General features: G+C 66.1%; 19 protein-coding genes. 8 read left to right on the top strand and 11 right to left on the bottom strand.

Annotation, left to right across the window (positions count from 1 at the left end; all coding sequences use genetic code 11):
• Window positions 1-151: 151 nt before the first annotated feature.
• From FOB72_RS21275 to FOB72_RS21265, 3 genes are read right to left on the bottom strand one after another with little or no spacing between them, the layout of a single operon-like run.
• Entirely contained in the window at window positions 152-1849 is a 1698-nt protein-coding gene (locus tag FOB72_RS21275) for a putative bifunctional diguanylate cyclase/phosphodiesterase (RefSeq protein ID WP_150374697.1), read from the bottom strand.
• Complete coding sequence (locus FOB72_RS21270) at window positions 1842-3749, bottom strand: sensor histidine kinase (RefSeq protein ID WP_150374696.1); 1908 nt, start codon at window positions 3747-3749, stop codon at window positions 1842-1844. The genes FOB72_RS21275 and FOB72_RS21270 overlap by 8 nt, the downstream gene beginning before the upstream one ends.
• A 2-nt stretch (window positions 3750-3751) precedes the next feature.
• A complete protein-coding gene (locus FOB72_RS21265) occupies window positions 3752-4381 on the bottom strand; it encodes a response regulator (RefSeq protein WP_150374695.1) in 630 nt (209 codons plus the stop codon).
• Window positions 4382-5108: 727 nt separating this feature from the next.
• Between FOB72_RS21265 and FOB72_RS21260 the strand changes: the two genes are divergently transcribed.
• Window positions 5109-6905, top strand: coding sequence for an FAD-dependent oxidoreductase (locus FOB72_RS21260; RefSeq protein ID WP_150374694.1), 1797 nt, complete (start codon window positions 5109-5111; stop codon window positions 6903-6905).
• A 70-nt stretch (window positions 6906-6975) separates the two neighbouring features.
• Here the strand turns inward: FOB72_RS21260 and FOB72_RS21255 are convergent, their stop codons facing one another.
• A complete protein-coding gene (locus tag FOB72_RS21255; RefSeq protein ID WP_150374693.1) occupies window positions 6976-7524 on the bottom strand; it encodes a bacterioferritin in 549 nt (182 codons plus the stop codon).
• Window positions 7525-8044: 520 nt separating this feature from the next.
• Between FOB72_RS21255 and FOB72_RS21250 the strand changes: the two genes are divergently transcribed.
• Window positions 8045-9037 carry a Bug family tripartite tricarboxylate transporter substrate binding protein gene (locus tag FOB72_RS21250; RefSeq protein WP_150374692.1) on the top strand — a complete coding sequence of 331 codons (993 nt, stop codon included), beginning with the start codon at window positions 8045-8047 and terminating at the stop codon, window positions 9035-9037.
• A 7-nt stretch (window positions 9038-9044) separates the two neighbouring features.
• Here FOB72_RS21250 and FOB72_RS21245 read toward each other — a convergent pair whose 3' ends face one another.
• Window positions 9045-10022, bottom strand: a complete 978-nt coding sequence (locus tag FOB72_RS21245; protein WP_150374691.1) for a hypothetical protein — start codon at window positions 10020-10022, stop codon at window positions 9045-9047.
• A gap of 355 nt (window positions 10023-10377) precedes the next feature.
• Here FOB72_RS21245 and FOB72_RS21240 point away from each other — a divergent pair, with 355 nt between their 5' ends.
• The 6 genes from FOB72_RS21240 (at window position 10378) to FOB72_RS21215 (ending at window position 16059) form a co-directional block, all read left to right on the top strand.
• Window positions 10378-11454 (top strand): alpha/beta fold hydrolase, encoded by a 1077-nt coding sequence (locus FOB72_RS21240; protein WP_150374690.1) that lies wholly within the window; start codon window positions 10378-10380, stop codon window positions 11452-11454.
• Window positions 11455-11474: 20 nt separating this feature from the next.
• A complete protein-coding gene (locus FOB72_RS21235) occupies window positions 11475-12314 on the top strand; it encodes a class I SAM-dependent methyltransferase (protein ID WP_150374689.1) in 840 nt (279 codons plus the stop codon).
• A 127-nt stretch (window positions 12315-12441) separates the two neighbouring features.
• On the top strand, window positions 12442-12921 hold the full coding sequence (locus tag FOB72_RS21230; RefSeq protein ID WP_150374688.1) for a DUF1348 family protein: 480 nt from the start codon (window positions 12442-12444) through the stop codon (window positions 12919-12921).
• Window positions 12922-13132: 211 nt separating this feature from the next.
• Window positions 13133-13870 carry a glutathione peroxidase gene (locus FOB72_RS21225; protein WP_150374687.1) on the top strand — a complete coding sequence of 246 codons (738 nt, stop codon included), beginning with the start codon at window positions 13133-13135 and terminating at the stop codon, window positions 13868-13870.
• Between the two features lie 102 nt (window positions 13871-13972).
• The gene (locus FOB72_RS21220) at window positions 13973-15388 is read left to right on the top strand and encodes a dihydrolipoyl dehydrogenase (protein ID WP_150374686.1); all 1416 of its coding nucleotides are present in this window, start codon (window positions 13973-13975) and stop codon (window positions 15386-15388) included.
• Between the two features lie 95 nt (window positions 15389-15483).
• Window positions 15484-16059 carry a TetR/AcrR family transcriptional regulator gene (locus tag FOB72_RS21215; RefSeq protein WP_150374685.1) on the top strand — a complete coding sequence of 192 codons (576 nt, stop codon included), beginning with the start codon at window positions 15484-15486 and terminating at the stop codon, window positions 16057-16059.
• Here FOB72_RS21215 and FOB72_RS21210 read toward each other — a convergent pair whose 3' ends face one another.
• From FOB72_RS21210 to FOB72_RS21185, 6 genes are all read right to left on the bottom strand, one after another.
• Entirely contained in the window at window positions 16060-17142 is a 1083-nt protein-coding gene (locus tag FOB72_RS21210) for a calcium:proton antiporter (RefSeq protein ID WP_150374684.1), read from the bottom strand.
• A gap of 68 nt (window positions 17143-17210) precedes the next feature.
• On the bottom strand, window positions 17211-17897 hold the full coding sequence (locus FOB72_RS21205) for an SOS response-associated peptidase (RefSeq protein WP_150374683.1): 687 nt from the start codon (window positions 17895-17897) through the stop codon (window positions 17211-17213).
• A gap of 76 nt (window positions 17898-17973) precedes the next feature.
• The gene (locus FOB72_RS21200) at window positions 17974-18942 is read right to left on the bottom strand and encodes a spore coat protein U domain-containing protein (RefSeq protein WP_150374682.1); all 969 of its coding nucleotides are present in this window, start codon (window positions 18940-18942) and stop codon (window positions 17974-17976) included.
• Window positions 18939-21257: a fimbria/pilus outer membrane usher protein gene (locus FOB72_RS21195; protein WP_150374681.1), complete on the bottom strand. Its 2319-nt coding sequence runs from the start codon at window positions 21255-21257 to the stop codon at window positions 18939-18941. The genes FOB72_RS21200 and FOB72_RS21195 overlap by 4 nt, the downstream gene beginning before the upstream one ends.
• Window positions 21258-21263: 6 nt before the next feature.
• Window positions 21264-22040: a molecular chaperone gene (locus FOB72_RS21190; RefSeq protein ID WP_150374680.1), complete on the bottom strand. Its 777-nt coding sequence runs from the start codon at window positions 22038-22040 to the stop codon at window positions 21264-21266.
• Window positions 22040-22555 carry a spore coat U domain-containing protein gene (locus tag FOB72_RS21185; RefSeq protein WP_191002412.1) on the bottom strand — a complete coding sequence of 172 codons (516 nt, stop codon included), beginning with the start codon at window positions 22553-22555 and terminating at the stop codon, window positions 22040-22042. The genes FOB72_RS21190 and FOB72_RS21185 overlap by 1 nt, the downstream gene beginning before the upstream one ends.
• Between the last annotated feature and the right edge of the window lie 140 nt (window positions 22556-22695).

Here is a 22695-nt window from a genome sequence, read left to right as displayed (position 1 = left end):
GTGTTGCAACTTGTGCTTAAAAGTACGTCAGGTTCGCAGCGTCCGCAACGTAGACCATGGTATGAACTATGAAAAACGCCCGCTGACCGTTGGGGATCGACGGACGCGGGCGGCAGGTCTGCAAGCGGGAGGCAGGCGGGACGCGGGCGCGTCAGCAGCGATTGCGCAGGAAATTTTCGGCGGCGGCGGCGGGCACGGGCCGTCCGTATACAAAGCCCTGGATCTCGTCGCAGTTCAGCGCGGCAAGCCATTCGCGCTGCGCGCAGGACTCCACGCCCTCGGCCAGTACGGACAGGCCGAGGTTGTGGCCGAGACTGATCGCGGCCTGTACGACGCTGGCATTGCGCGGATCGTGCGCAATGCCCTGAATAAAGGCGCGATCGATCTTGAGGCGGTCGATCGGCAGGCGGGTCAGGTACGACAGGCTCGAATAGCCCGTGCCGAAATCGTCGATCGCGATGCGCACGCCCAGTGCCCGCAGCTCGTTGAGCAATGCGATGACCTTGTCCGCGCGCTCGATCATCATGCCTTCGGTGATCTCGAGTTCGATATTGGACGGCGAGACGCCGGTCTCGTCGATGATGCGCCGAACGCCCGGGAGGAAGCCCGGATGCTGGAACTGGCGTGGCGAGATATTGATGGCCACGACGATCGGGCAGCGGAAGCGCTCACCCCAGATGCGCGCCTGCGTGCAGGCTTCGCGGAGCACCCAGTCCCCAAGCGCGATGATCTGTCCCGACTCCTCGGCAAGCGGAATGAAGTCCGACGGGGAGATCGAGCGGCCATCGTGCTGCCAGCGCAGCAGGGCCTCGAAGCCCGAAAGCCGGCCATCGCGCAGCCGCTGCTGCGGCTGGTAGTGAAGCGTCATCTCGCCGCGTTCGATCGCGCGGTTCAGCGCGGCCTCCATCCAGAGTTTCTCCGAACGGATCGACTGCAGGTCGGGGCTGTAGCGCACGTGGGTGTCGCCGCCATAGGCCTGGGCGGCCTGCAGCGCGGTGCTCGCGTTGCGCAGCAGCTCTCCGGGACCGCCGGCGTCGGTGGGTGCCTCGGCCGTGCCCAGGCTCATGCTCAGGAACACCTCGCGGCGGTTCAGCACGAAAGGTTCGGCCATGGCGGCCTGCACCGCGAAGATCGCGGCGGTGAGATCGTGATGCGTGCTCTTGCCGACGAACAGCATGCCGAGCTTGACGCCATCGAGCCGGAACGCGCGGCCGCGATGGAGCAGGGCGGCATGGGCAATCCGCTCTGCGCACATCGCCATGAGCCGGTCCGCGGAGGCCAGTCCGAGTTCGGCGGCCACGCGTTCGAAGCGGTCGATCGATGCCAGCACGACGCTGTAGCTGCCCATGCGCGCGGCCTGGATCGCGGCGTCGAACGAGCGCCGGTTGGGCAGGCCCGTGAGCGGGTCGTGATCGGCCTGATGGACGAGCTTCGCCTCCAGCCGGAAGCGCGCCCGCACGTGGTGGAGCATGAACAGGCCGGTCAGGAACGTGCCGACGATATAGACGTGGAACTGCCGCGTGATGGAGGCCAGCCGCTCGCTCGCATCGCCATCGGCCGACATCAGCAGCTCGCGCGCTTCCATTTCCAGGCGGAACAGCAGCAGGGCGCCGGACAGCACGAGGCCGATCAGCACCGCGTAGACGATCGCGCGGTCATAGCGGCCGAAGAGGCGGGCCTCGATGCTGAACTTCCGGCCGAGGTGACTGGCATTGGCGGGTGCCAGAACCGGTGCGACGGGGGGCACGGCGGGCACGACGGGCGGCGCGACAGGAGCGCTCGCCTCGGCGGGCGCTTCCGGTCCGGCGTCGGGCGGCAGGCTGCCGCGGGCATGGGTCACGTCATTCATGCATCGGATGCGGGATGACCGCGCGTATGGTGGTGCCGGCGCCAGGGGCGGAGGCGATCTCCAGCGTTCCCCCGACCATCAGCACGCGTTCCTGGATGCCCATGAGGCCGAAGGATCGCGGCCGCTGGACCGACGGGTCGAACCCCACGCCGTTGTCTTCCACTTCCAGCACATAGGCGGGAGGGTCATCGGTGTGGCGGAAGATCACGCGCACCTCGGTGGCCTGCGCGTGCCGCGCCACGTTGCGCAGCGATTCCTGCGCCACGCGGAAGAACGTCATCTCGGCCTTGTCGCCGAGCTTGACGTCGGGCACACGGATCTCGAGCTCGCAGGGCGTGGTTTCCGTGCGCGCGAGGAAATCGGACACGAGCCACTCGAGGCCGGGCAGCACGCCCATGTCGAGCACGGCGGGCCGCAGCGAGGCAATCACGTTGCGTACGGACTTGATGGCCGTATCGACCGATCCGATCATCGAGGCCGTGCGCGCATGCAGGCCGGGAACCTGCACGCTGAATTCCGAGCCGAGCACGGACAGGTTCATGCGGATGGCGAGCAGATACTGCGCGAGGTCGTCGTGCAGCTCGCGCGCGAGGTGCTTGCGTTCTTCCTCGCGCACGGTCTCGTTGCGGTCCGACAGGCGGCGCAGCAGCTGCCGCGATTCCTCGAGCTGCCGTTCGGTTTCCTTGAGCGCCGTGATATTGCGGCTGATCGCCAGCGCGCCGACGGTCTCGCCTTCGGCATTGCGCTCGGGCACCACATGCACCGCGAAGTGCACGGGGCTGCTGTCGTTCGCGCGCCAGCGGCCAAGGATCTGCCGCGGCGTGCCGGTGCGCATGACGTCGAGGATCATCGCGCGATACTCTTCCGCGGGAATGTCGCCGCCCCAGCCATGATCGATCGGCATGCGGATGGCGGACTCGGCCGGAATGCCGCTATGCCGCGCATGCGCGGGATTCACGTACAGGCGATTGCACTGCGTGTCGTAGCGGATGATGCCGTCGGGCAGGTTCTCCGCGAGCGAACGGAACTCGGCCTCGCTCTTGCGCAGCAGTTCCTCGGTCTGGCGCTGCCGCGTGATATCGACGGTGGTGCCGATGTACTCGACCGGGCGGCCGCCCTCCCACTGGATGGGCCGGCCCACGCCGCGCACATGGCGGATGGCCTGGTTCGGCAGCCGGATGCGGTATTCGCATTCGAAGCCGCGATGCGCCTGTACCGCGCGGCTTACGACATCGCGCAGCCGGTCCAGGTCGTCTTCGTGGATGCGCTCGAAGATCGCGTCGCGCGCGGGCGTCTCGAATCCCGGATAGAACCCGAAGATCCGGAAATTCTCGTCGGACCATGTGAGTCTGCCGTCCGACAGGCTCCAGCGCCAGCTGCCCGTGCGGCTGATCTTCTGCGCCTCTCGCAGGAACGCCTCGCTCCAGCGCAGCCGCTCGTTGAGCATCTCGCGCTGCGCGCTCTTGCTCTCGAGCGCTTCATTCGCGCGCGTCAGGCATTCGTTGGTGTCGAGCAGCGCTTCGTTGGTGGTCTTGAGCTCGCTGACCGCTCGATGATGGGACGCGCAGAGCCGGATGACGCAGCCCGCGGCAACGACAAACGCGACGAGGCGCGGCAGCTCTTCGAGATGCACGCCGAACAGACGCATCTCGCCGACGTAGAAGTAGTCGAACGCGGCCACGGAAAGCAGCAGGCCGAACGTCCCGGCCAGCGCGCCGCCGTACCACGAGGCGAACAGCACCGAAAGCAGCAGCAGCGACGCGGCGGGCGGTTCGCCGCGCGTGGCCACGGCGGCAAGCAGCGTGAGCGCCGTGGCCACGGAAGCCGCCGCGAGCGCGAATGCGCGGGGCATGTCGCGCAGCGGCGGCAGGGAGGCGTTGGCGAGCATCTGGAACGTCATGGCTAGCGGACGAGCCCGTGGTTGACTGCATAGCGCACGAGCTCGGAGTTGTTGCCGATGCCGAGCTTCTTCATCAGGCGCATCTTGTGCGTGCTGATGGTCTTGGCGCTGAGCGCGTAGGCCTCGGCAATCTCGTTGATGCTGCGTCCGCCGGCCAGCTGCTGCAGCACCTGGAACTCCCGGTCCGACAGCAGGCGATGCGGGGGCGCATCCTCGCCGTTGACGTCGAAGATCATCGCATCGACGAGCGACGGGTCGATGAACTTGCCTCCGGCCGACACCTTGCGGATACCGGCCAGCAGCACGCTCGGATCGCTGTCCTTGGTCATGTAGCCCGTGGCGCCGGCCCGCAGCGCGCGGGAGGCGAACTGGCCTTCGTTGTGCATGGTGAGCACGAGGATGCCCAGCGAGGGATGCTCGGTGCGGACCCGTCGAATCAGATCCGTGCCCGAGATACCCGGCATCGACAAATCCAGCAGCAGCACGTCGGGTAACGCCTCGCGCAGGCGCGCGAGCACCTCCGGACCGTCGGCGGCTTCCGCCTGCACGACGATGTCGGACGTGGTGGCAACGATTTGCCGAAGTCCACTGCGCACGATGGCGTGGTCGTCGGCAATGAGAAGCTTGATCATCGAATTCCCGGGATTCCGCGCGGTGGCTTTAGATAACGCTGTGCGGATAGCTTGCGGATTTTCGCAGACGCACGGCTTTACAGACAATGTTCATTAGCTATCGCCGAGATTGAAAAAATCAATGTGATATTGCCCGAGGCAGAAGCGGGGTGTCATTCGCGTTTAAACATAACCCCTGCCGTACCGATTATTCCCGGCTTGCCCCGTAATGGCGCGCGCAAGCGCTTGCGGATTGCAAGGATGCACGATGACGTGCGCGATTCCCGGTAATGCGAGGGAAAAATGAGACAAATATCCAATACAACCGCGGCATCCCGATATGGGGGCGAGCCGGAATTTCTCCATGTCAGCGGGGCATGCAATTGCGCAAAAATTAATCGCGCCCGGTGAAGGCGCGATTCTCACATGGGCCCGCGCGCGGCCCGTATCGGGATATCCGGTTTTGCTTGTAGGAAAATCCTTACCGACGATCGCATAGCGATGCAGAAGCGGCAAGCTGCAATTAACGGCCTTGAGAGGACCCCGTCCGCATTCTACGTCGTAGCTTGCAGGAGGGGGGCAGCATACCGCACATTCATGGCCAATTGCTGCATGTGCACATTCTTGAAGTGCGATTCGGGCGCAGGAGGGCTACTATCGGTGGGGTTGCGCCCCATCGCGCGGCATCTTTCAACTATTCGTGACGCTTGCACTGACGGGCGCGCGCGCATCCTTGTCAGGGGGAAGCATGGAGATCACGCAGGACGACCGCGAGTCGGTCGGCAGCACGGTTGATAGCCCGGAAGTGCCGGAAGCGGAGCCTCGTGCCGACGCCGAGCCGGTATCGGGCCTTGAATCTCCGTTCTCGGTATTCACGACGCGCCGGCATCAGATGTTTCCCACGCTGACGGCGGCCGAGGTCGAGCGTATCCGCCGCTTCGGCACCGAACATTCGTGGCGCAAGGACGAGATGCTGTTCACCATCGGCGAGAAGGGCCGTGGCATGCATCTGATCCTGTCGGGCAAGGTGCAGATCATCCATCGCGATGGTCTGGGCCGCCGCATTCCGATCATCGATGAAGGGCCGGGGCAGTTCCTGGCCGAAGTGGGGCAGTTGAGCGGGCGGCCGACACTGGTGGACGCGCTGGCGCTGGAAGACACGACGGTGCTGGTCGTGCCCCCGGACCGGCTGCGCGCGCTGCTCGTCGCGGAGGCCGATCTCGGCGAGCGCATCATGCGCTCGATGATCCTGCGCCGCGTGGGGCTGATCGAGAACGGCAGCGGCCCGGTACTCGTGGGACGCGGCACGGAACCGCTGCTGCTCGCGCTGCAGGCGTTCCTGCGCCGCAATGGCTATCCGCACAAGGTGGTCGATGTGGAGGCGGATCGCGACGCGATCGGCCTGCTCGACGTCAGCAATGCGCCGCAGAGCGATTTCCCGATGGTGATCTGTCCCGATGGCAGCGTACTGCGCGCGCCGGACGAAGGGCAGCTGGCATCGTGTCTCGGTATCGTGCCGACCTTCGCCGAGGACCATGTCTATGACGTCATCGTCGTGGGCGCGGGGCCCGCGGGTCTTGCCACCGCCGTGTATGCGGCGTCGGAAGGCCTGTCGGTCGCGGTGATCGATTGCCGCTCGCCGGGCGGCCAGGCCGGCGCCAGCGCGCGCATCGAGAACTATCTTGGCTTCCCCACGGGGATCTCGGGCCAGGCACTGGCGGGCCGCGCCTTCGTGCAGGCGCAGAAGTTCGGCGCGCACGTGGCCATTCCGCTCGAGGTCAAGGCGCTCCACTGCGGCGACAGTCCCATCCAGATCGAACTCAAGGACGGGCGCCGCGTGCCCGCGCGCACCGTGGTCATCGCCAGCGGCGCGCAATACCGTCGCGCCGAAATCGATTCGCTAGAGCAGTACGAAGGCCGCGGCGTCTACTACTGGGCGTCGCCGGTCGAGGCCAAGCTCTGCAAGGACGAGCACGCGATGCTCGTCGGCGGCGGCAATTCGGCGGGCCAGGCCGCGGTGTTCCTGGCTTCGCACGCGGCAGAGGTGCATATCCTGGTGCGCGGCGAGGGTCTGGAAGCGACGATGTCGCGCTATCTGATCGATCGGCTCAAGAGCCTGCCCAACGTCTATCTGCACACGCATTCGCAGATCACGGCGATGGAAGGCGAGGGATGGCTCGAGAAGGTGCGCTATCGCAATCGCGCGAAGGGCGAAGCGTCGATCGAAAAGCCGATGCGGCATGTGTTCCTGTTCATCGGTGCGGCGCCCAATACCGAATGGCTGCGCGCATGCAACGTGAAGACGGACGAGAAGGGCTTCGTGCTGACGGGCACGGCCGCGCGCAAGAAATGCCAGATGGGCGAGGACGGCGGCATCTATACGCTCGAGACGAGCGTGCCGGGTGTGTTCGCGATCGGTGATGTGCGTTCGGGGTCGACCAAGCGCGTGGCGGCGGCCGTGGGGGAGGGCGCGGCGGTTGTCGCGCAGATCCACAGTTTCCTCGCGGAGGCCGAGCGTCGGGAGGCGCTCAATACGGTAGCCTGACCTGCGATGCGATCACAAAAGGGCAAGGGTGCGAACCCTTGCCCTTTTTTCATGCGGCGCGCGCAGTCGCTCAGTGATTGGCGTTGGTATTCGCGGCCAGCAGATCCGACATGTCGTCCGCGTGCTCTTCTTCCACCGCCAGGATGTCTTCCATGAGCCGGCGCGTGGTCGGGTCCTTGTCTCCGAGGTACTGCACGATCTCGCGATACGAATCGATCGCGATGCGTTCGGCGACGAGGTTCTCCTTGATCATGTCGGTCAGCGAAGACCCTTCGACATACTCGGCGTGGCTGCGCGTCAGCAGCCCCTCGGGCGAGAAGTTCGGTTCGCCGCCGAGCTGCACGATGCGCTCGGCGATCTGGTCCGCATGGCCCTGTTCCTCGTTCGAATGCTCGAGGAACTCGGCGGCCACGCTCTTCGAAGTCGGGCCCTTCGCCATGAAATAGTGGCGGCGATAACGCAGCGTGCAGACGATCTCCGTCGCCAGCGCGTCATTGAGCAGGTTGATCACCGTGGATCGCTCCGCATCGTAACCGGCCGTCACGGCGCCTTCTTCGATGTGCTTGCGGGCGCGCTCTCGCAGAGTCTTGATATCCGTCAGGAACGGTTGGTCGGCCATGGCTGCTCCTTGGTTGTGGGGTTTTGATAAGCAACCTCCATAGAACGCAGAATGCATGCCAATCGAAAACCCCCGATTTCACGGTGGTTTCGCGGCCGTCGTTGCCGTTTTTACATGGTCGGATTGCAAGGGTTTCTTTTTTGCCAACATGCCCATTGGCTGTGCGCGATTCCCTAAAACGGAACGGCCTGTCGACGCCCCCGAATCCGCGCTCGCGGGCGCAGGGCCTGCCAGCGACCCCGTCGCCGAGCGCAACCCGCATGCACATTGGCTTTCCACCCAACGGTCCGTTTCGCGCGGGCAGAGCCGCGTGAGGCCGCGTGGAATTTTATTTCGCACGCGACGCCATATGCGGAACTTTGCTAAGCAAAGAAGAAATTCATCGCAGTGAACAGGGGCTGTGCGTGGCGTTCTTCGCAAGCACGTTTCCCGGCTTTCTCTTTACGCTTTATTTCAGCGGGCCACGGAGCCCATGCCTCATAGCCGTGCACCGCGTCCTGTCCACCCAAGGGGAAAGATCATGACCACACCACTACGCCGTACTCTGTGCCAGTGCAGCATCGCCGCGCTGTCGTCTCTTGTTGCGTTCGCACCAGGCGCTCAGGCGCAGGGGGGATATCCAACGAAGCCCGTGGTGCTGGTCGTGCCGTTTCCCGCGGGCGGTGCCGTCGATATCATCGGGCGCGTCGTGGGCAAGCCGCTGGGCGAAGCGCTCGGGCAGCCCGTGGTCATCGAGAATCGTGCGGGCGCGGGCACCATCGTCGGCGCGAGCTATGTATCGAAAGCCGCGCCCGATGGCTATACGCTGCTGATCAGTTCGGGTTCGACGTTCACGGTCAACCCGGCCATCAAGCCGAGCCTGCCGTATGACCCGATCAAGAGCTTCGAGCCCGTGGGTCAGGTGACGCGCGTGCCGCTGATCATCGTCGCCAATCGCGCGGTGCCCGTGGACAACCTCAAGCAGATGGTCAGCGCGGTCAACGCGGCGCCGGGCAAGTATGTCTATGGCTCGTTCGGCACGGGTACCACCGGACATTTCGCGGGCGAGATGCTGCTCCATGCCACGGGCATGAAGCTCCAGCACATTCCGTACAAAGGCAGCGCGCCCGCGATCGCGGATCTGATCGGCGGGCAGATTCCGTTCTCCGTCGATACGGTGGCTGCCTCGCTGCCGCATATCCGCAGCGGCAAGCTCAAGGCCATCGCGGTGACCGGCAGCACACGCGCGTCGCTGCTGCCCGACGTGCCCACGGTCGCGGAAGCGGGCTACCCCGGTTTCGATGCGGACGCCTGGGTCGCGATTGCCGCGCCGCGCGGCCTGCCTGCCGACGTCAAGGCAAAGCTGCAGGCAGCCGTCGCCAAGGTCATGACCGACCCAGAGGTCAAGCAGAAGCTGCTGGCCAACGGGCTCGAACCGAAGTACGAGTCCGCCGATCATGTCGCCGCGACCATCGACAAGGAACTGCCGCGCATGCGCATGATCGCGCAGCGGGCAGGCATCCAGGACGATTGAGGCGTCTTCAGGCCGCCATCGCTGGCACCGGGGCGCCCTCTGCGGGCATCGCATACAGCAGTGGCGCCATCGCCGCATCGATGCACGCGCGTTGCGCCTCGGTGGTCATCGACTCCAGCAGCTTCACGAACCGCGGTTCCAGCATGCCGGAGACGAAGTAGGTCCAGCGGTACGCCTTGAGCACGATGTGCTCGACTTCCGCCGCGTGGGGGGCGTCGGCCACACCGCGGATGGTGCGCATGAAATACGCAGTATCCGCTTGCGCCTGCTGTTGCAGAATCTGATCGAGCGCGCCGACGATCTGAATCATGTCCGCCACCGCGGTATTGCGCTCGTCGTTCGACAGCTTCGCATCCTCGCGCGCCCATTCGAGCTCGTCGAGGATCGCGTGCTGCGACTCCTCGCGCCAGTGGAACATGAAGATGTCCTTGAACAGGTCGGACAGGTCCGGCGACGTGCCGATGCTCGCGCGATAGTGCGCCTGCGAGACCAGTTCGATATGGCAGGTCAGCGCGAGCACGGCCCACGTGTGCTTGCCCAGCACGAACTCGGCCACCGCGTTCGCATCCGGCACGAAGCGATAGCCTCCCGGCATGTCTTCGGCAGCCAGTAGCTCGACGCGGCGAAACAGTTCCTGATGCTTGAGTTCCTCGTCGGTGAAGCGTACCAGCGCCTCGAGCGCAACCTGATCGCCAAACCAGTGCTCGCGCGAGATATCGAGCACCTTGGCGCCGACGAAACGTTCGACCAGGCGGAACATGTTCGCGTACGTGCGGCCCTGCACCTGGCTGAGAAAGCGCTGCTCGGCAGCGGACAGGAACGGCAGCTCGTTCACGAGCGAGAGGCCGTCGGGCAGGAACTTGTGGGCCAGATCGAACTTGCGCTGACGAATGACGTCCAGGTCGATGTCCCAGCGAATGCGCCGCGAGGCGGCGATACAGCGGGCGTAGCGTTGTGTGTCGGTTGGCATCGATGCGACTTCCATTTGCGGGACTCCTGTTGTGAGAACGTCCGTGCGGGACGTGTGGCAATGATTCCAGCGAGCGCGCCGCGGCACATGAGGCCCGTGTCCCGGCCGGCGGGATTTATGGGGGACAGGGGCGCCCCGACCCGGGACGACGGTCCCGCTCGCGAGCCATCGTAGGGAAGCGGCGCGCGCGGCGATTGCATCCGGGCGCGGCGGACCGGCCGTTCGCACGGACGGATTCGACGCCAACGCGTCGCATCGTGCGTTTCTCGTAACCTCGCCGCGACTTGTGTCCCCGCGCGAAGGCCTCCGTTTGCTAATCTGGTTAGGTCAGTCGAAGCGCCTCCCGCAACCTGCCACGCGAAGCCGCCCCATGCCGACGCTCAAGCAGCAGATTCGCCTCTGCACCAGCCTCGACGGAGTCAGGCTTGCATACGCCATCTCCGGTAGCGGCCCGCCCCTCGTCAAGGCCGCGAACTGGATGAGCCACCTCGAATTCGATGTGGCGAGCCCGGTGTGGAGCCACATGATGTGCTCGCTCTCCGAGGACCACACGTTGGTGCGCTACGACGAGCGCGGCTGCGGGCTGTCCGACCGGCACGTCGACGATCTTTCGTTCCATGCATGGCTGCGCGATCTGGAGACGATCGTCGATGCGACGGGCGTCGATCGGTTTCCGCTGCTGGGGATCTCGCAGGGCGCCTCGATCGCCGTGGCCTACGCGGTCAAGCATCCCCAGCGCGTCACGCATCTGATCCTGCACGGCGGCTATGCGCGCGGCCGACTCAAGCGCAATCCCACGCCCGAGATGCGCGAGGAAGCCGAATTGATGACGCGCCTCGCCGAACTGGGGTGGGGGCAGGAGAACCCCGCCTTCCGGCAGTTCTTCACGACGCAGTTCATCCCGGGCGGCACGGCCGCCCAGCACCGCTGGTTCAACGAGCTCGAGCGCGTTTCCACGTCACCGCGCAATGCGGCGCGCTTCATGCGCATCTTCAACGACATCGACGTGGTGGAGCTGCTCCCGCAGGTCACGTGTCCGACGCTGGTCCTGCATGCGGTACGCGACGCGCGCGTGCCGTTCGACGAAGGCAGGCTGATTGCCAGCCTGATTCCCCACGCGCACTTCGTGCCGCTCGAGAGTGGCAATCACTTGCTGCCGGAAGACGAGCCCGCATGGGACAGGTGGCTCGAGGAAGTCCGCGCGTTCCTCCCCGCATGCGACGTTATCGACGATCCGGCATTCATGACGCTCACGCGACGCGAGCGCGACGTGGTGGTGCTGATCGCGCAAGGCCGCGACAACGCACAGATTGCCGCGCATCTGGGGTTATGCGAAAAAACCGTGCGCAACCACATCACGAACATCTTCTCGAAGCTCGAGGTGGAGAATCGCGCGCAAGCCATCGTGCTCGCGCGCGAGGCGGGCTATGACGGCCGCCGCGCATGACGTAGACAGAAGGGATTCCCATGACGACTTCTTCCACGACAGGCCAGGATGCTCCGCAGGTAGACCTGGCCGCGCTCAAGGGCCGCCAGCAGGCGGCATGGGCCAGCGGAGACTACGCGGTCATCGGCACGACGTTGCAGCTCGTCGGCGAGCTGCTTGCCGAAGCCTGCGACCTCCGTTACGACGAAACCGTGCTCGACGTGGCCGCCGGCAACGGCAATGCGACGCTCGCCGCCGCGCGCCGCGGCTGCAAGGTGACCTCCACCGACTATGTGGGCGCGCTGCTGGAGCGCGGCGCCGAACGCGCGCGCGCCGAGCGCTTCGACGTGACGTTCCAGGAGGCCGATGCCGAAGCCTTGCCATTCGGCGACGCGAGTTTCGACGCGGTGCTATCGACGTTCGGCGTGATGTTCGCCCCGGACCAGCCTCGCTGCGCGGCCGAGATGATGCGGGTCTGCCGGCCCGGCGGCCGCATCGGGATGGCCAACTGGACGCCGCAGGGTTTTATCGGCCAGGTATTCAAGACGCTGGGCGGATACGTGCCGCCGCCCGCGGGTGTCTCGCCGCCGTCCCGATGGGGCGTGGAGGAGCATCTGCACGCGTTGTTCGACCCCCACGGCGCGACCATTGCGGTGACCCCGCGCAAATTCCGGTTCCGCTACCGCTCGGCCGCGCATTTCATCGACGTGTTCCGCCAGTGGTACGGGCCCGTGCACAAGGCCTTTGCCGCGCTGCCGCCGGACCGCGCCGACGCCCTGGCACGCGACCTCACCGATCTGCTGAACAGCCTGAACACCGCGGGCAAGGACTCGCTCGTGGTGCCAAGCGAGTATCTGGAAGTGGTCATGACCAGGCGCTGAAGGCGCCCGATCGGAAAAGTGCTTGACATACAGATCTGTCTACTTAGAATAGTAGACAGATCTGTCTCATTTGCAGTCAGACGATATTCGCAGTCAAACGCATTGCCCACCCAAAGGAGAGCCTGTCATGTCGAATCAGCCGGAAGTTCGTCCCCCCGTTCCGCCGTTCACCCGCGAAACCGCCCTTGCCAAGGTCCGAGGGGCCGAAGACGGCTGGAACAGCCGCGATCCGCAGCGTGTATCGCTGGCCTACACGGTCAACAGCGCCTGGCGCAACCGCGCCGAATTCGTGAACGGCCGCGAGCAGATCGTGGAATTCCTGACCCGCAAGTGGAACAAGGAGCTGGACTACCGCCTGATCAAGGAGCTGTGGGCGTACGAAGGTAACCGCATCGCAGTACGCTATGCGTACGAGTGGCATGACGACTCGGGCCACTGGTTCCGTTCCTACGGCAACGAGAACTGGGAGTTCGACGAGAACGGCCTGATGCAGCGCCGCTTTGCGTGCATCAACGACATGCCGATCAAGGAATCGGACCGCAAGTTCCACTGGCCGCTCGGGCGCCGTCCCGACGATCACCCCAGCCTGAGCGATCTCGGCCTGTAAGCCGCGCGCGTCTCGGAGGAAGGGAGGACGGCTGCGGCCGTCCTTTGTCATTTGGCGATGGCTATCGACGATGGATAGGCAAAAACAATCGCCTCATTTGAAACGATGAATTGTACAGATCACTTCGACTTCGACAGAATCTGTTCCATCGCTGCACGACATGCGAAACCAACCAACCCGATCCGACCGATCCCATCAAGGAGTGATACCGATGCTGCAATCCCGTGAAGGCCAACGCGTACCCAACGTGACTTTCCGCGTTCGCGAGAACAACGAATGGAAGAACGTGACCACCGCCGAGCTGTTCGAAGGCAAGAACGTGGTGCTGTTCTCGCTGCCGGGCGCCTTTACGCCGACGTGCTCGTCCACCCATCTGCCGCGCTACAACGAGCTGGCACCGGTGTTCGCCAAGCATGGCGTCGATGCCATCCTGTGCGTGTCGGTCAACGATACGTTCGTGATGAACGAGTGGGCGAAGGACCAGGAGTCCGCGAACATCGTGATGATCCCCGACGGCAACGGCGAGTTCACCGACGGCATGGGCATGCTGGTGGACAAGGCCGACCTCGGCTTCGGCAAGCGCAGCTGGCGCTATTCGATGTACGTGAAGAACGGCGTGGTGGACAAGATGTTCATCGAGCCGGAAGAGCCGGGCGACCCGTTCAAGGTTTCGGACGCCGACACGATGCTGGCCCACGTCGCGCCGAACGCGACCAAGCCCGATCAGGTGGTGGTGTTCTCGAAGGTGGGCTGTTCGTTCTGTGCCAAGGCCAAGCAGCTGCTGAGCGACCACGGCTACGAGTACATCGACGTGCCGCTGGAGCACAAGGTGCGTGGCAAGGTGCTGGGCGCGATCTCCGGCAACATGACGGCGCCGCAGGTCTTCATCAACGGCAGCCTGATCGGCGGTGCCGAGGCCGTCGAGGAATATCTGAAGAAGGCCGCCTGAACCGCAGCTGACGCAACCGTAACGCCGTAGTACCGCCAGCGAGGTCCGGCAACCGCCGGACCCGTTGGCCCCGTTTTGCCTGAAAAGGACAGGTACGAGAACATGACCACCATCCAGACCGACGTCGCCATCATCGGCGCGGGTACCGCAGGCCTTGCAGCGTATCGCGCGGCTACCGCCGCGGGCAAGCGCGCCGTGATCATCGAAGGCGGCCCTTATGGCACCACCTGCGCCCGCGTGGGCTGCATGCCCTCGAAGCTGCTGATCGCCGCGGCCGAGGCCGCGCACGAGGCGCGTCATACGTCGGCATTCGGCGTGCACATCGATGGCGAGATCCGCGTCGATGGCCGCGAGGTCATGGCACGTGTGCGTGGCGAGCGCGATCGCTTCGTCGGCTTTGTGGTGCGCGGTGTGGAGGGCATTCCCGACGCGGACCGGATTCGTGGCTATGCGTCGTTCGTGGAAGACACGGTGCTGAAGATCGACGACGGCACGATCGTGCAGGCTGGCCGCGTGGTGATCGCCACCGGTTCGAGCCCCGCCGTGCCGCCCGCGTTCTCGGTGTTCGGTGACCGCCTGATCGTCAACGACGATGTGTTCTCGTGGGAGGACCTGCCCGAGAGCGTCGCCGTGTTCGGCCCGGGCGTGATCGGCCTCGAACTCGGGCAGGCACTGTCCCGGCTGGGCGTGCGCGTGCGCGTGTTCGGCAAGGGCGGTGCGGTCGGTCCGCTCACGGATCCCGCTATCCGTGCCTACGCGGCGCAGGCGTTCAATCAGGAGTTCTCGCTCGATATCGACGCGAAGATCGTTGATATGCGCCGCGAGGGCGACGAGGCTCTGATCTCGTTCGTCGATGCCGCCACGGGTGACACCGTGACCGAGCGCTTTGCCTACGTGCTGGCCGCGACGGGCCGCAAGCCCAACGTCGCGAACCTTGGCCTGGCGAATACGAGCGTGACGCTCGACGTGCGCGGCCTGCCGGTGTTCGACGCGGAAACGCTCCAATGTGGGACGGCGCCGATCTTTATCGCCGGCGATGCCAACGACGTGCTGCCGCTGTTGCACGAGGCCGCCGACGAAGGCCGTCTGGCCGGCGAGAACGCGGCCGCATGGCCGCAGGTCAAGGCGATCTCGCGCCGCGCATCGCTGGGCGTGGTGTTCTCCGATCCGCAGATCGCGATGGTCGGCAAGCGCCATGCGGATCTCGGCGACGGCACCTATGTGACGGGCGAGGTCAGCTTCGAGGATCAGGGCCGCAGCCGCGTCATGCTCAAGAACCGCGGGCTGATGCACGTGTACGCCGATATCGAGACGGACCGCTTTCTGGGTGCCGAATGGATCGGCCCCCGCGCGGAGAACATCGCGCACCTGCTTGCATGGTCGTATCAGCAGGGTCTGACCGTCACGCAGATGCTGGCCATGCCGTTCTACCACCCGGTGGTGGAAGAAGGCCTGCGCACCGCGCTGCGCGATGCGGATGCCCGGCTCGCGACGGCGCGCCTGAAACTGGCGGCCTGAAGGAGGTGCGCGGCCGTTTGACGATAATTTGATAAGCGGTAGACAGATCTGTCTCCTATAATATGGACATTTACCGCTTATCAATTCGCACTGAAATGGCTACGCAATCGGCCCGGGACCGGATTCTCGACACCGCCGCACGGCTCTTTTACCGTGACGGCTACCGCGCGACCGGCGTGGACCGGATCATTGCCGAGTCGGGCGTCGCCAAGATGTCTCTGTACCGGCATTTCCCCTCCAAGAACGACCTGATCGCCGCTTACCTCGAGCGGCGGCACGATTTCTGGATGGGCTGGTTCGAGGCCGCCGTGACGCGCCAGCTTGCGCTGCGGCGCAATCTCGACGTCCTGGCCGACGCGCTTGCCGAGTGGTTCACCAGCGACGAGTACCGCGGCTGCGCGTTTATCAACGTGGTGGCCGAGGCTGGCGGCGGGGCGGGCGACGACCCGCGGCTGCTCGAGCATGCGGTCTCGCACAAGGCCTCGCTCGAGGACTACCTCGTGCAGCTGGCTTCGGACCTTGGCCTGACCAACCCTCAGGAGGTCGCGGCCGAGGCCATGCTCTGTGTCGAGGGGATGATCGTCCGATATCAGATGCGGTCCGACGACGCGGTCATCGCCGCCGGGCGTCGATTGCTGGGCCGGTTACATCAGGACGCGGCCCGGCAATGATCAGGGCACGATGGTCATGAAGAGGTAGGCGGCGAAGATCACCAGGTGCACCACGCCCTGGAGGATCGTCGTGCGGCCCATGCCGAGCGTCAGCGACGCCACGATCATCGTCAGGAACAGCAGCACCATCTCCTTCGGGCCCAGCCCGAGTTCCAGCGGCCGGCCGATGGTGATGAACACCGCGGCCACGGTCGGAATCGTCAGGCCGATACTGGCCAGTGCCGATCCCAGCGCGAGGTTGAGGCTGGTCTGCAGGCGATCGGTCTGCGCGGCGCGCAGCGCGGCCAGTCCTTCCGGCAGCAGCACGAGGGCCGCGATGACGACGCCCACCACGGCGGCGGGCGCGCCCGCATTGGCCACGGCCGCTTCCACCGACGGCGACAGCATCTTGGCCAGCGCGACCACGGCCACCAGCGCCACGATCAGCAAGCCACCGCTCATGGCTGCGACACGCGCGGGCGGAGGCGGCGCGTGTTCGTTCTCGTCGTTCGTCCCTTCCACGAGAAAGTAGTCCCGGTGGCGGACCGTCTGCACGAAGACGAAACAGCCATAGAGCACCAGCGACATCGCACCCGAGAACGCGAGTTGCGACGGCGACAGGACCGGGCCCGGCGTGGTGCTCGTGAAGTTCGGCAGGACCATGGTCAGCACCAGCAGCGCGACCAGCGTGGCCATGGCCGCATTGGCGCCCGGGGCCTGGAAGGCCTGCTCGCGATGATGGAGCGCGCCGACGAACAGGCAGAGGCCGACGATGCCGTTGCAGATGATCATGACGGCCGCGAACACGGTGTCGCGCGCGAGGCCCGCTTTTTCTGGGCCGGCCGACAGCATGACGGAGACAATCAGCGCGACTTCGATGACGGTTACCGCGATGGCGAGCACGAGCGTGCCGAACGGCTCGCCCACCTTGTGCGCGACGACTTCGGCGTGATGCACGGCAGAGAAGACCGCGCCGGCCAGTGCGATCGCCATGATGGCAATGATCCAGCCCGATTCGGGCGCGGCAAGACCGATACCGAAGGCCACCCATGCGGCAATTGGGGCCCCGATCGTCCAGCCGGGCAGTTTGTTCGACGTCGCCATGCGTTCCTTTTTCTCGTTGATGCTTGTCTCGACGGGCCACGTGATGTGCAGACCTCACCGCATTGTACTCAGTCCGCCATCGGAATCGGCGCGCCCTGAACCTTCGGCGCCGGTTCGGCCGCCATCTGCTCGGACGGGTACAGGCGCAGGAAGGTTCGCGCGATTTCGGGATTTCGGCAACCGAGCCAGTCGTCCCACTGGTTGCGCGGGACGATCACGACCCCGCGTTTCTCGTCGCCGGGGCGATGGAAACGCGAGAGGACTTCATGCCCGTCGGCATTCACGGTAAGCATCGTGAACGACGGCATGCCGGGCGCGTCGGGAAGATCGGGCCAGTCGCGCCACAGTCCCGCCACGGCAAACGCTTCCATGTCGCGCACCCACACGCGCCAGCGCTCGGGCTTGCCCGGTGCCGTGGGCGTGCCGGATTCCGGATAGGCAAATTCGTAGAACGCCGTCGCGGGGACGAGGCATAGCTGCCCCTGGCGCCAGTAGCGCGAGAACGTGGGCCGCTCGCCGACCGTTTCGCTGCGCGCATTGGTCGTGTCGTAGCGGCGCGCGCCCGGCGGCGTACGCTTGCGCGGCACCATGCCGAACGTGGCGAGCACGCTCTCGCGCGACCCGTCGGAACGCTGGCGCACGATCGGGGCCGCATAGTCGGGATAGGTCTCGGCGCGAAACAGGTCCGGCGGCGGTTCGACGCCGAAGATCTCGCGCAGGATGCGGCGCTGGACCGGTGCGTAGTTCGTGCACATCGATGGATCTCCCTCGGCGGTGCGTCGCCTATGGTCCGCGCATCGCGGTACGCCGTCAACGGGCGCGGTCCCGGCCCTAGTACGTGATGGTCACGGTGACCGTGTCCTGATACGTGCCGGCCTGCGGGGTCGTCTGCGCGGGGACGCGCCCATAGAGATTGACCGTCTGCGCGGTGCCGGTGCCCGTGCCGGTCACGGTCAGCGTGCCATTGGTGCCGTCGCCCCAGGGTTCGGTGCGCGCGGCATTGCGGAACAGCTGGTAGCCGACGGTCTGCGTGCCGCCGCTGCGCGTCATGCGACGCGCGGCGACGGTTGCACCCGCGCCGGTGCCGGCATTGAGCGCGATGGAGTAGGGCGCGTTGAGCGTGCAGCGAACCGAGAGCGAGCCGTTGGCATCGAGGGCGGTCCGAAGGACACCGGACGTGCCGAAGTCGAGCGTGTTGGCGGTGATCACGCAGTCGTTGGCCACCGTGGCGGTGGCCGTGAACGTGATGGGCGTGCTTGGGCTCGAGAGGGTCGCGCAGTCGGGCGCGGGCACGAGCACGCCGTAGTCGAGGTAGGTGACTTCCGCGCTGAGTCCGCTGAACGTGGACGAATAGTTGCCGGCCACGGCCGACGACTGATTGGCGAAGAGGCGCGCGAAGTAGTTCACCGACGCGGTGCCATTGCCGAGCAGCACGGGGAAGTCGACCATGATCGGCGCAAAACCGGCGGTATTGCGCGCGCCCCATGGCGTCGTGTAGCTGTCCGAATAGATATTGAACTGGAGCTGCCGCGTGCCGCTGGCCATGATGCGTGGCGACACCGTTGTGCCGGCCGACCCGGTGCCGATGTTGATGCAGGCGCGGATTCGCGTGGACACGGCGATGCCCGTGCAGTTGATGGTGATGGTGCCGTTGACGTCGACCGTGTTGCCGGACACGGGACTGTAGCTGCCGAACGCAACGGAAGGCGCGGTGGCCGTGCAGGCCGCGTGCGCCCCGGATATGCCGCACAGGCATATCAGCGCCAGCAGCCACCGGAGGCCTGTCTGGCGGCGGCTCATGGCGCGCTGCCGGTGCAGGCGATCGGGCCGAGCCGTGGCAGCGGATCGCTGGTCGCCGCATAGCGCAGGCGCGCCGTGCACGGGCCCTGATCGGTGTCGGCGCGGAACGTGTTGTCGTCCCGCAGCGATTCGAAGAAGGCGAGGCCATCGTAGCCGATGACCGTGCGATCGCCGCTTTCCACATGCAGCACCGCGGTACCGGCCGGCAGCGGTGTGCCGACGGCATCGGTAAGCACCACCTGTCCGCCGCGGAACGACTGGATGGAGAACGCCGCGACGGCGCCGGACTGCAGTGCGGGGGCGATCGATAGCCGCGTGGAGCTCAGACGCGTGTTGATGGGCAGGTTCAGCGCATCGATCTCGATACGATTGGCATCGTACGGGAGCAGGTTCGGCACGAGGAAGTGGCCGCCGCTGTCGGTGGTGCCGATGCGGCGGTTCTCGACCAGCACGGGCAGATCCGGCACGCCGCCCGTGGAGACGAGCGCAAAGCTCTGGTCGATGCGGCGGCCCGCCATCACGGTACCGTCCATCGCGACGAGGGACCCGCTGGCGCCGAAGGCCGTGGTCACGCGCCCCTGCAGATCCTGCACGGCCGCATAGGCGTCGCCATAACGCCCACGCACGTTGGCCTGCGCGAAGCCGCGCCACATGTCGCCGCCGCGCTGGGCGCCGACCTGATAGCCCCATCCGCCTTCGTACGGCACCGTGCGGCTGACCGCGCCGATAAAGGTAGGCTTGCCGCCTTCGCGGCCCACCGTGGACGATGCCGTGGTGTCGTTGTCGATCAGGAAGGTCAGCGACAGCGAGACGCCGTAGGACGAGCCTGCGGCGAAATCGCGATAGGTACTCGCCGTAAATGCCGCGCGGCGCCCGAGCTGCGCGGTCCATGCCAGCGAGCCGATGCGCGCGGCGCCATAGACGGGGTCCGACAGATCGATATAGCTCGCGGCGATATTGCCGCTGCGGCCGAGAGGCACCGAGACCGTTCCGCGATAGAGCGCGCTCGGCATGGGCGAGCCGGTGCTGGCGGCAAGGTCCTTGTAGTCGCCGAACGCGCGCGTGCCCTGCACGTCGATACTGAACGCGGGCGTGCGCCACTGGTAGCCGAGTCCGATCTGCTGGCCGCCGGACGCGCTCGTGCTCGTGGAGAGGTTCAGCACGCCCGTGAGCGGCAGCTTGAACAGCACGCCCGCCCCCGCGATGCCGACGCCGCGCGAGGCCTCGCCATGGCCCTCCAGCGTGATCGCATCGCTGAGGCCATAACGCACGGAGCCGCTTGCCGCCGGTGCCGTGTCGTAGCGGAACGAGTCGATGCCATAGGACGTGCGCGCGAAGCCGGCCTCGAACGAATAGTCGAACAGCCCCTTGGCCAGCAATCGGGAGTCAATATACAGCGGCACCGTGGTGCTGACGTCGCGGCCCAGCGCATCGCGCACGACGATGGTCGCCTGGCCCGCGCCGCTCAGTGCCGGCGCGTTGTTGATCACGAACGGGCCGCTCGGCACCTGTCCCGTGTACTGGCGCACATTGTTGATATACAGATCGACGGCGCCCGGCACCGCGGCCGAGCCGCCGAGCGCGGGCAGCGGATAGGTGATCAGGTCGGGCCGCAATCCGAAGTTGCGCCGGATCTGGAAGCCGCCGATACGCACGGGGCGGCTCCATGGCAGCGCGCCCGTAATCGCATCGCCGACGAGAATCGACTGCATGCCGGTGGGGTCCGCATGGCTCCACGACGTATCGAGGCGCACGTAGCGGTTGTTGCCGTTGTAGAACGTGGAGACCCCCGTATTGCTGAACACGCCGCCCGGATGGAACAGCCGCTGCTCGGTATAGAGGCCCAGTTCGTTGCCCGTGTCAGGCTGCGCGTAGGCCTCGTAGTTGAGCACGAAGCCGAAACCGCTCGTCACCGGCGGCCGCGCGCGTCCGCGCGAGCCCAGTTGCACGGGCAGGCGCTGGCTGTCTTCGACGTTCAGGTAGACGCGCTGCATGCTCGGCTCATAGCGATACGTCACGCCGGGCAGGCGATCGAGCGGGACCATGCCATTGGCGCCGGCCAGCGACGGATCCGCGCGCAGGCCGATCTCGCCCAGTTCCTCGAGCGGCGTCGAGAGGGCGCCACCGTTCTCCGCGAATCGCGCGACGGCACCCGTCGATACGCCGTTGACCATGACTTCGAGATACGTGGTCTGGACGCCCGATGCGCCCGCGGGAACCGGCCCATCGTCGGCGCGTGCGGCCGAAGCGGACGTCAGCACGAGGCAGACGATCCAGGCCAGGCGGACCGGGCGCGCGGCGCGGCGGCATGCCATGCGTTCCTAGGGGCGGCCCGCCGCGACCGGCAGGCTTTGCGGTTCGCCGTTGACCGCACCATCGAGCCGCATGCTGCTGGCGGGCGCGAAGCCCGCGGGCAGATGGATTTTCCAGACGCGCACTGCACCGGGCAGCGCGTAGCCGAACAACCCGCTGCCCACGTTGATCCGCTGGCCGCCGTTGACGAGTGCGATATCGCTGAGCCGCGCGTGGCGCTGGCCCGCATTGCGCACGGCGAGGACCCAGGCGCCGCGGCTTTCCCCATCGTCACGCCACAGGTTCAGCATGAGTTGCGGCGGCGTCGTGGCCGGGGGCGTGCCCGCGAACACGGGCACCGAATAGCGCAGCTGGAGCTTGACGCCCGATGCATCGGGCGTGGCATCGGGGACCGGCAGTTCGTCGATGAGCAGCCGATATGCGGATTCGCCCGCCGGCGCGCCCGGTGCCGCGGCGCGTGCGGGCCGCACGATGCGCACGAGCTGATCGCTGCCGCCCTGAATGCGCACGATCGGCGGGCTGGCCACCACTTCCTCGGTGGCGGTCAGCGCGTCGTTGCCGGTGTCCTGCGTCCAGCGGAAGACACGCACCTGCGCATGGATGGGCGTGTTGCCCTGATTGCGCAGCGTGAGCGCGGCCGCGCCCGCGCCGGCGGGCAGGTCGATCCGTACCGGGGTGATCTGCAATGAAGTGGCGTGCGCCGGGCAGACCGCTGCCAGCGCGGCCAGCACCAGTGCCAGCAGCGTTGCGGAATCCGGACGCCGCCCTGTGGCGGCGTGGCGCATCAGAAGTTGATCGTCGCGGTGACGGTCGTGGTGTAGGCGCCTGCGCCAGGCGTCGTTTGGGCCGGCACCCGTCCATACATCACGAACGGTTGCGCGGTGCCGTTGCCGGTGCCCCCGACGGTGTCGGTATTGGGGGTATTGCCCCAGATCTGCGTGCGTGCCGCATCGCGATAGATCTGGAATTGGACCGTGGCCGCATTCGGGCCCGTCATGAGGCGATTGGCGATCGTGCTGCTGGCGGTGCTGCCGCCGTCGAGGCCCACCTGGAACGGTGCGCCCGTGCTGCACGTGACCGAGACCTGCGACTGCTGGTCGACGTTGGCGGCGAGCACGCCGGTGCTGCCGAAGTCCAGATCGCTGGCGGCGATCGTGCAGTCGTTGGTTAGCGTGAGCCGGACCGTGAACGTGGTGGTCTTGGTCGCGGCGCCGAGCCACAACGGGAGCGCGGAGAGCGCGGCGAACGCGGCGATCCGCAGGGACAGACGGCGAGACGGTGGGCGAGACGTTGATTGCATCATCGAGGGTTTCCGTTGCGGCCGATGATGTGATGGTAACGAGTGTTGTCGCCGTCGCCATCGGATTTACAACGTTCAAATTCCCTTAACGCGCGCACGTCGTGATTTAAGTATCACTGAATTCGATCCGCTTGCCGGAA

The organism is Cupriavidus pauculus (assembly GCF_008693385.1).
GTDB lineage: Bacteria > Pseudomonadota > Gammaproteobacteria > Burkholderiales > Burkholderiaceae > Cupriavidus > Cupriavidus pauculus_D.
Note: the sequence above shows the minus strand (reverse complement) of the source record. Positions and strands in the feature narration are given on the sequence as shown.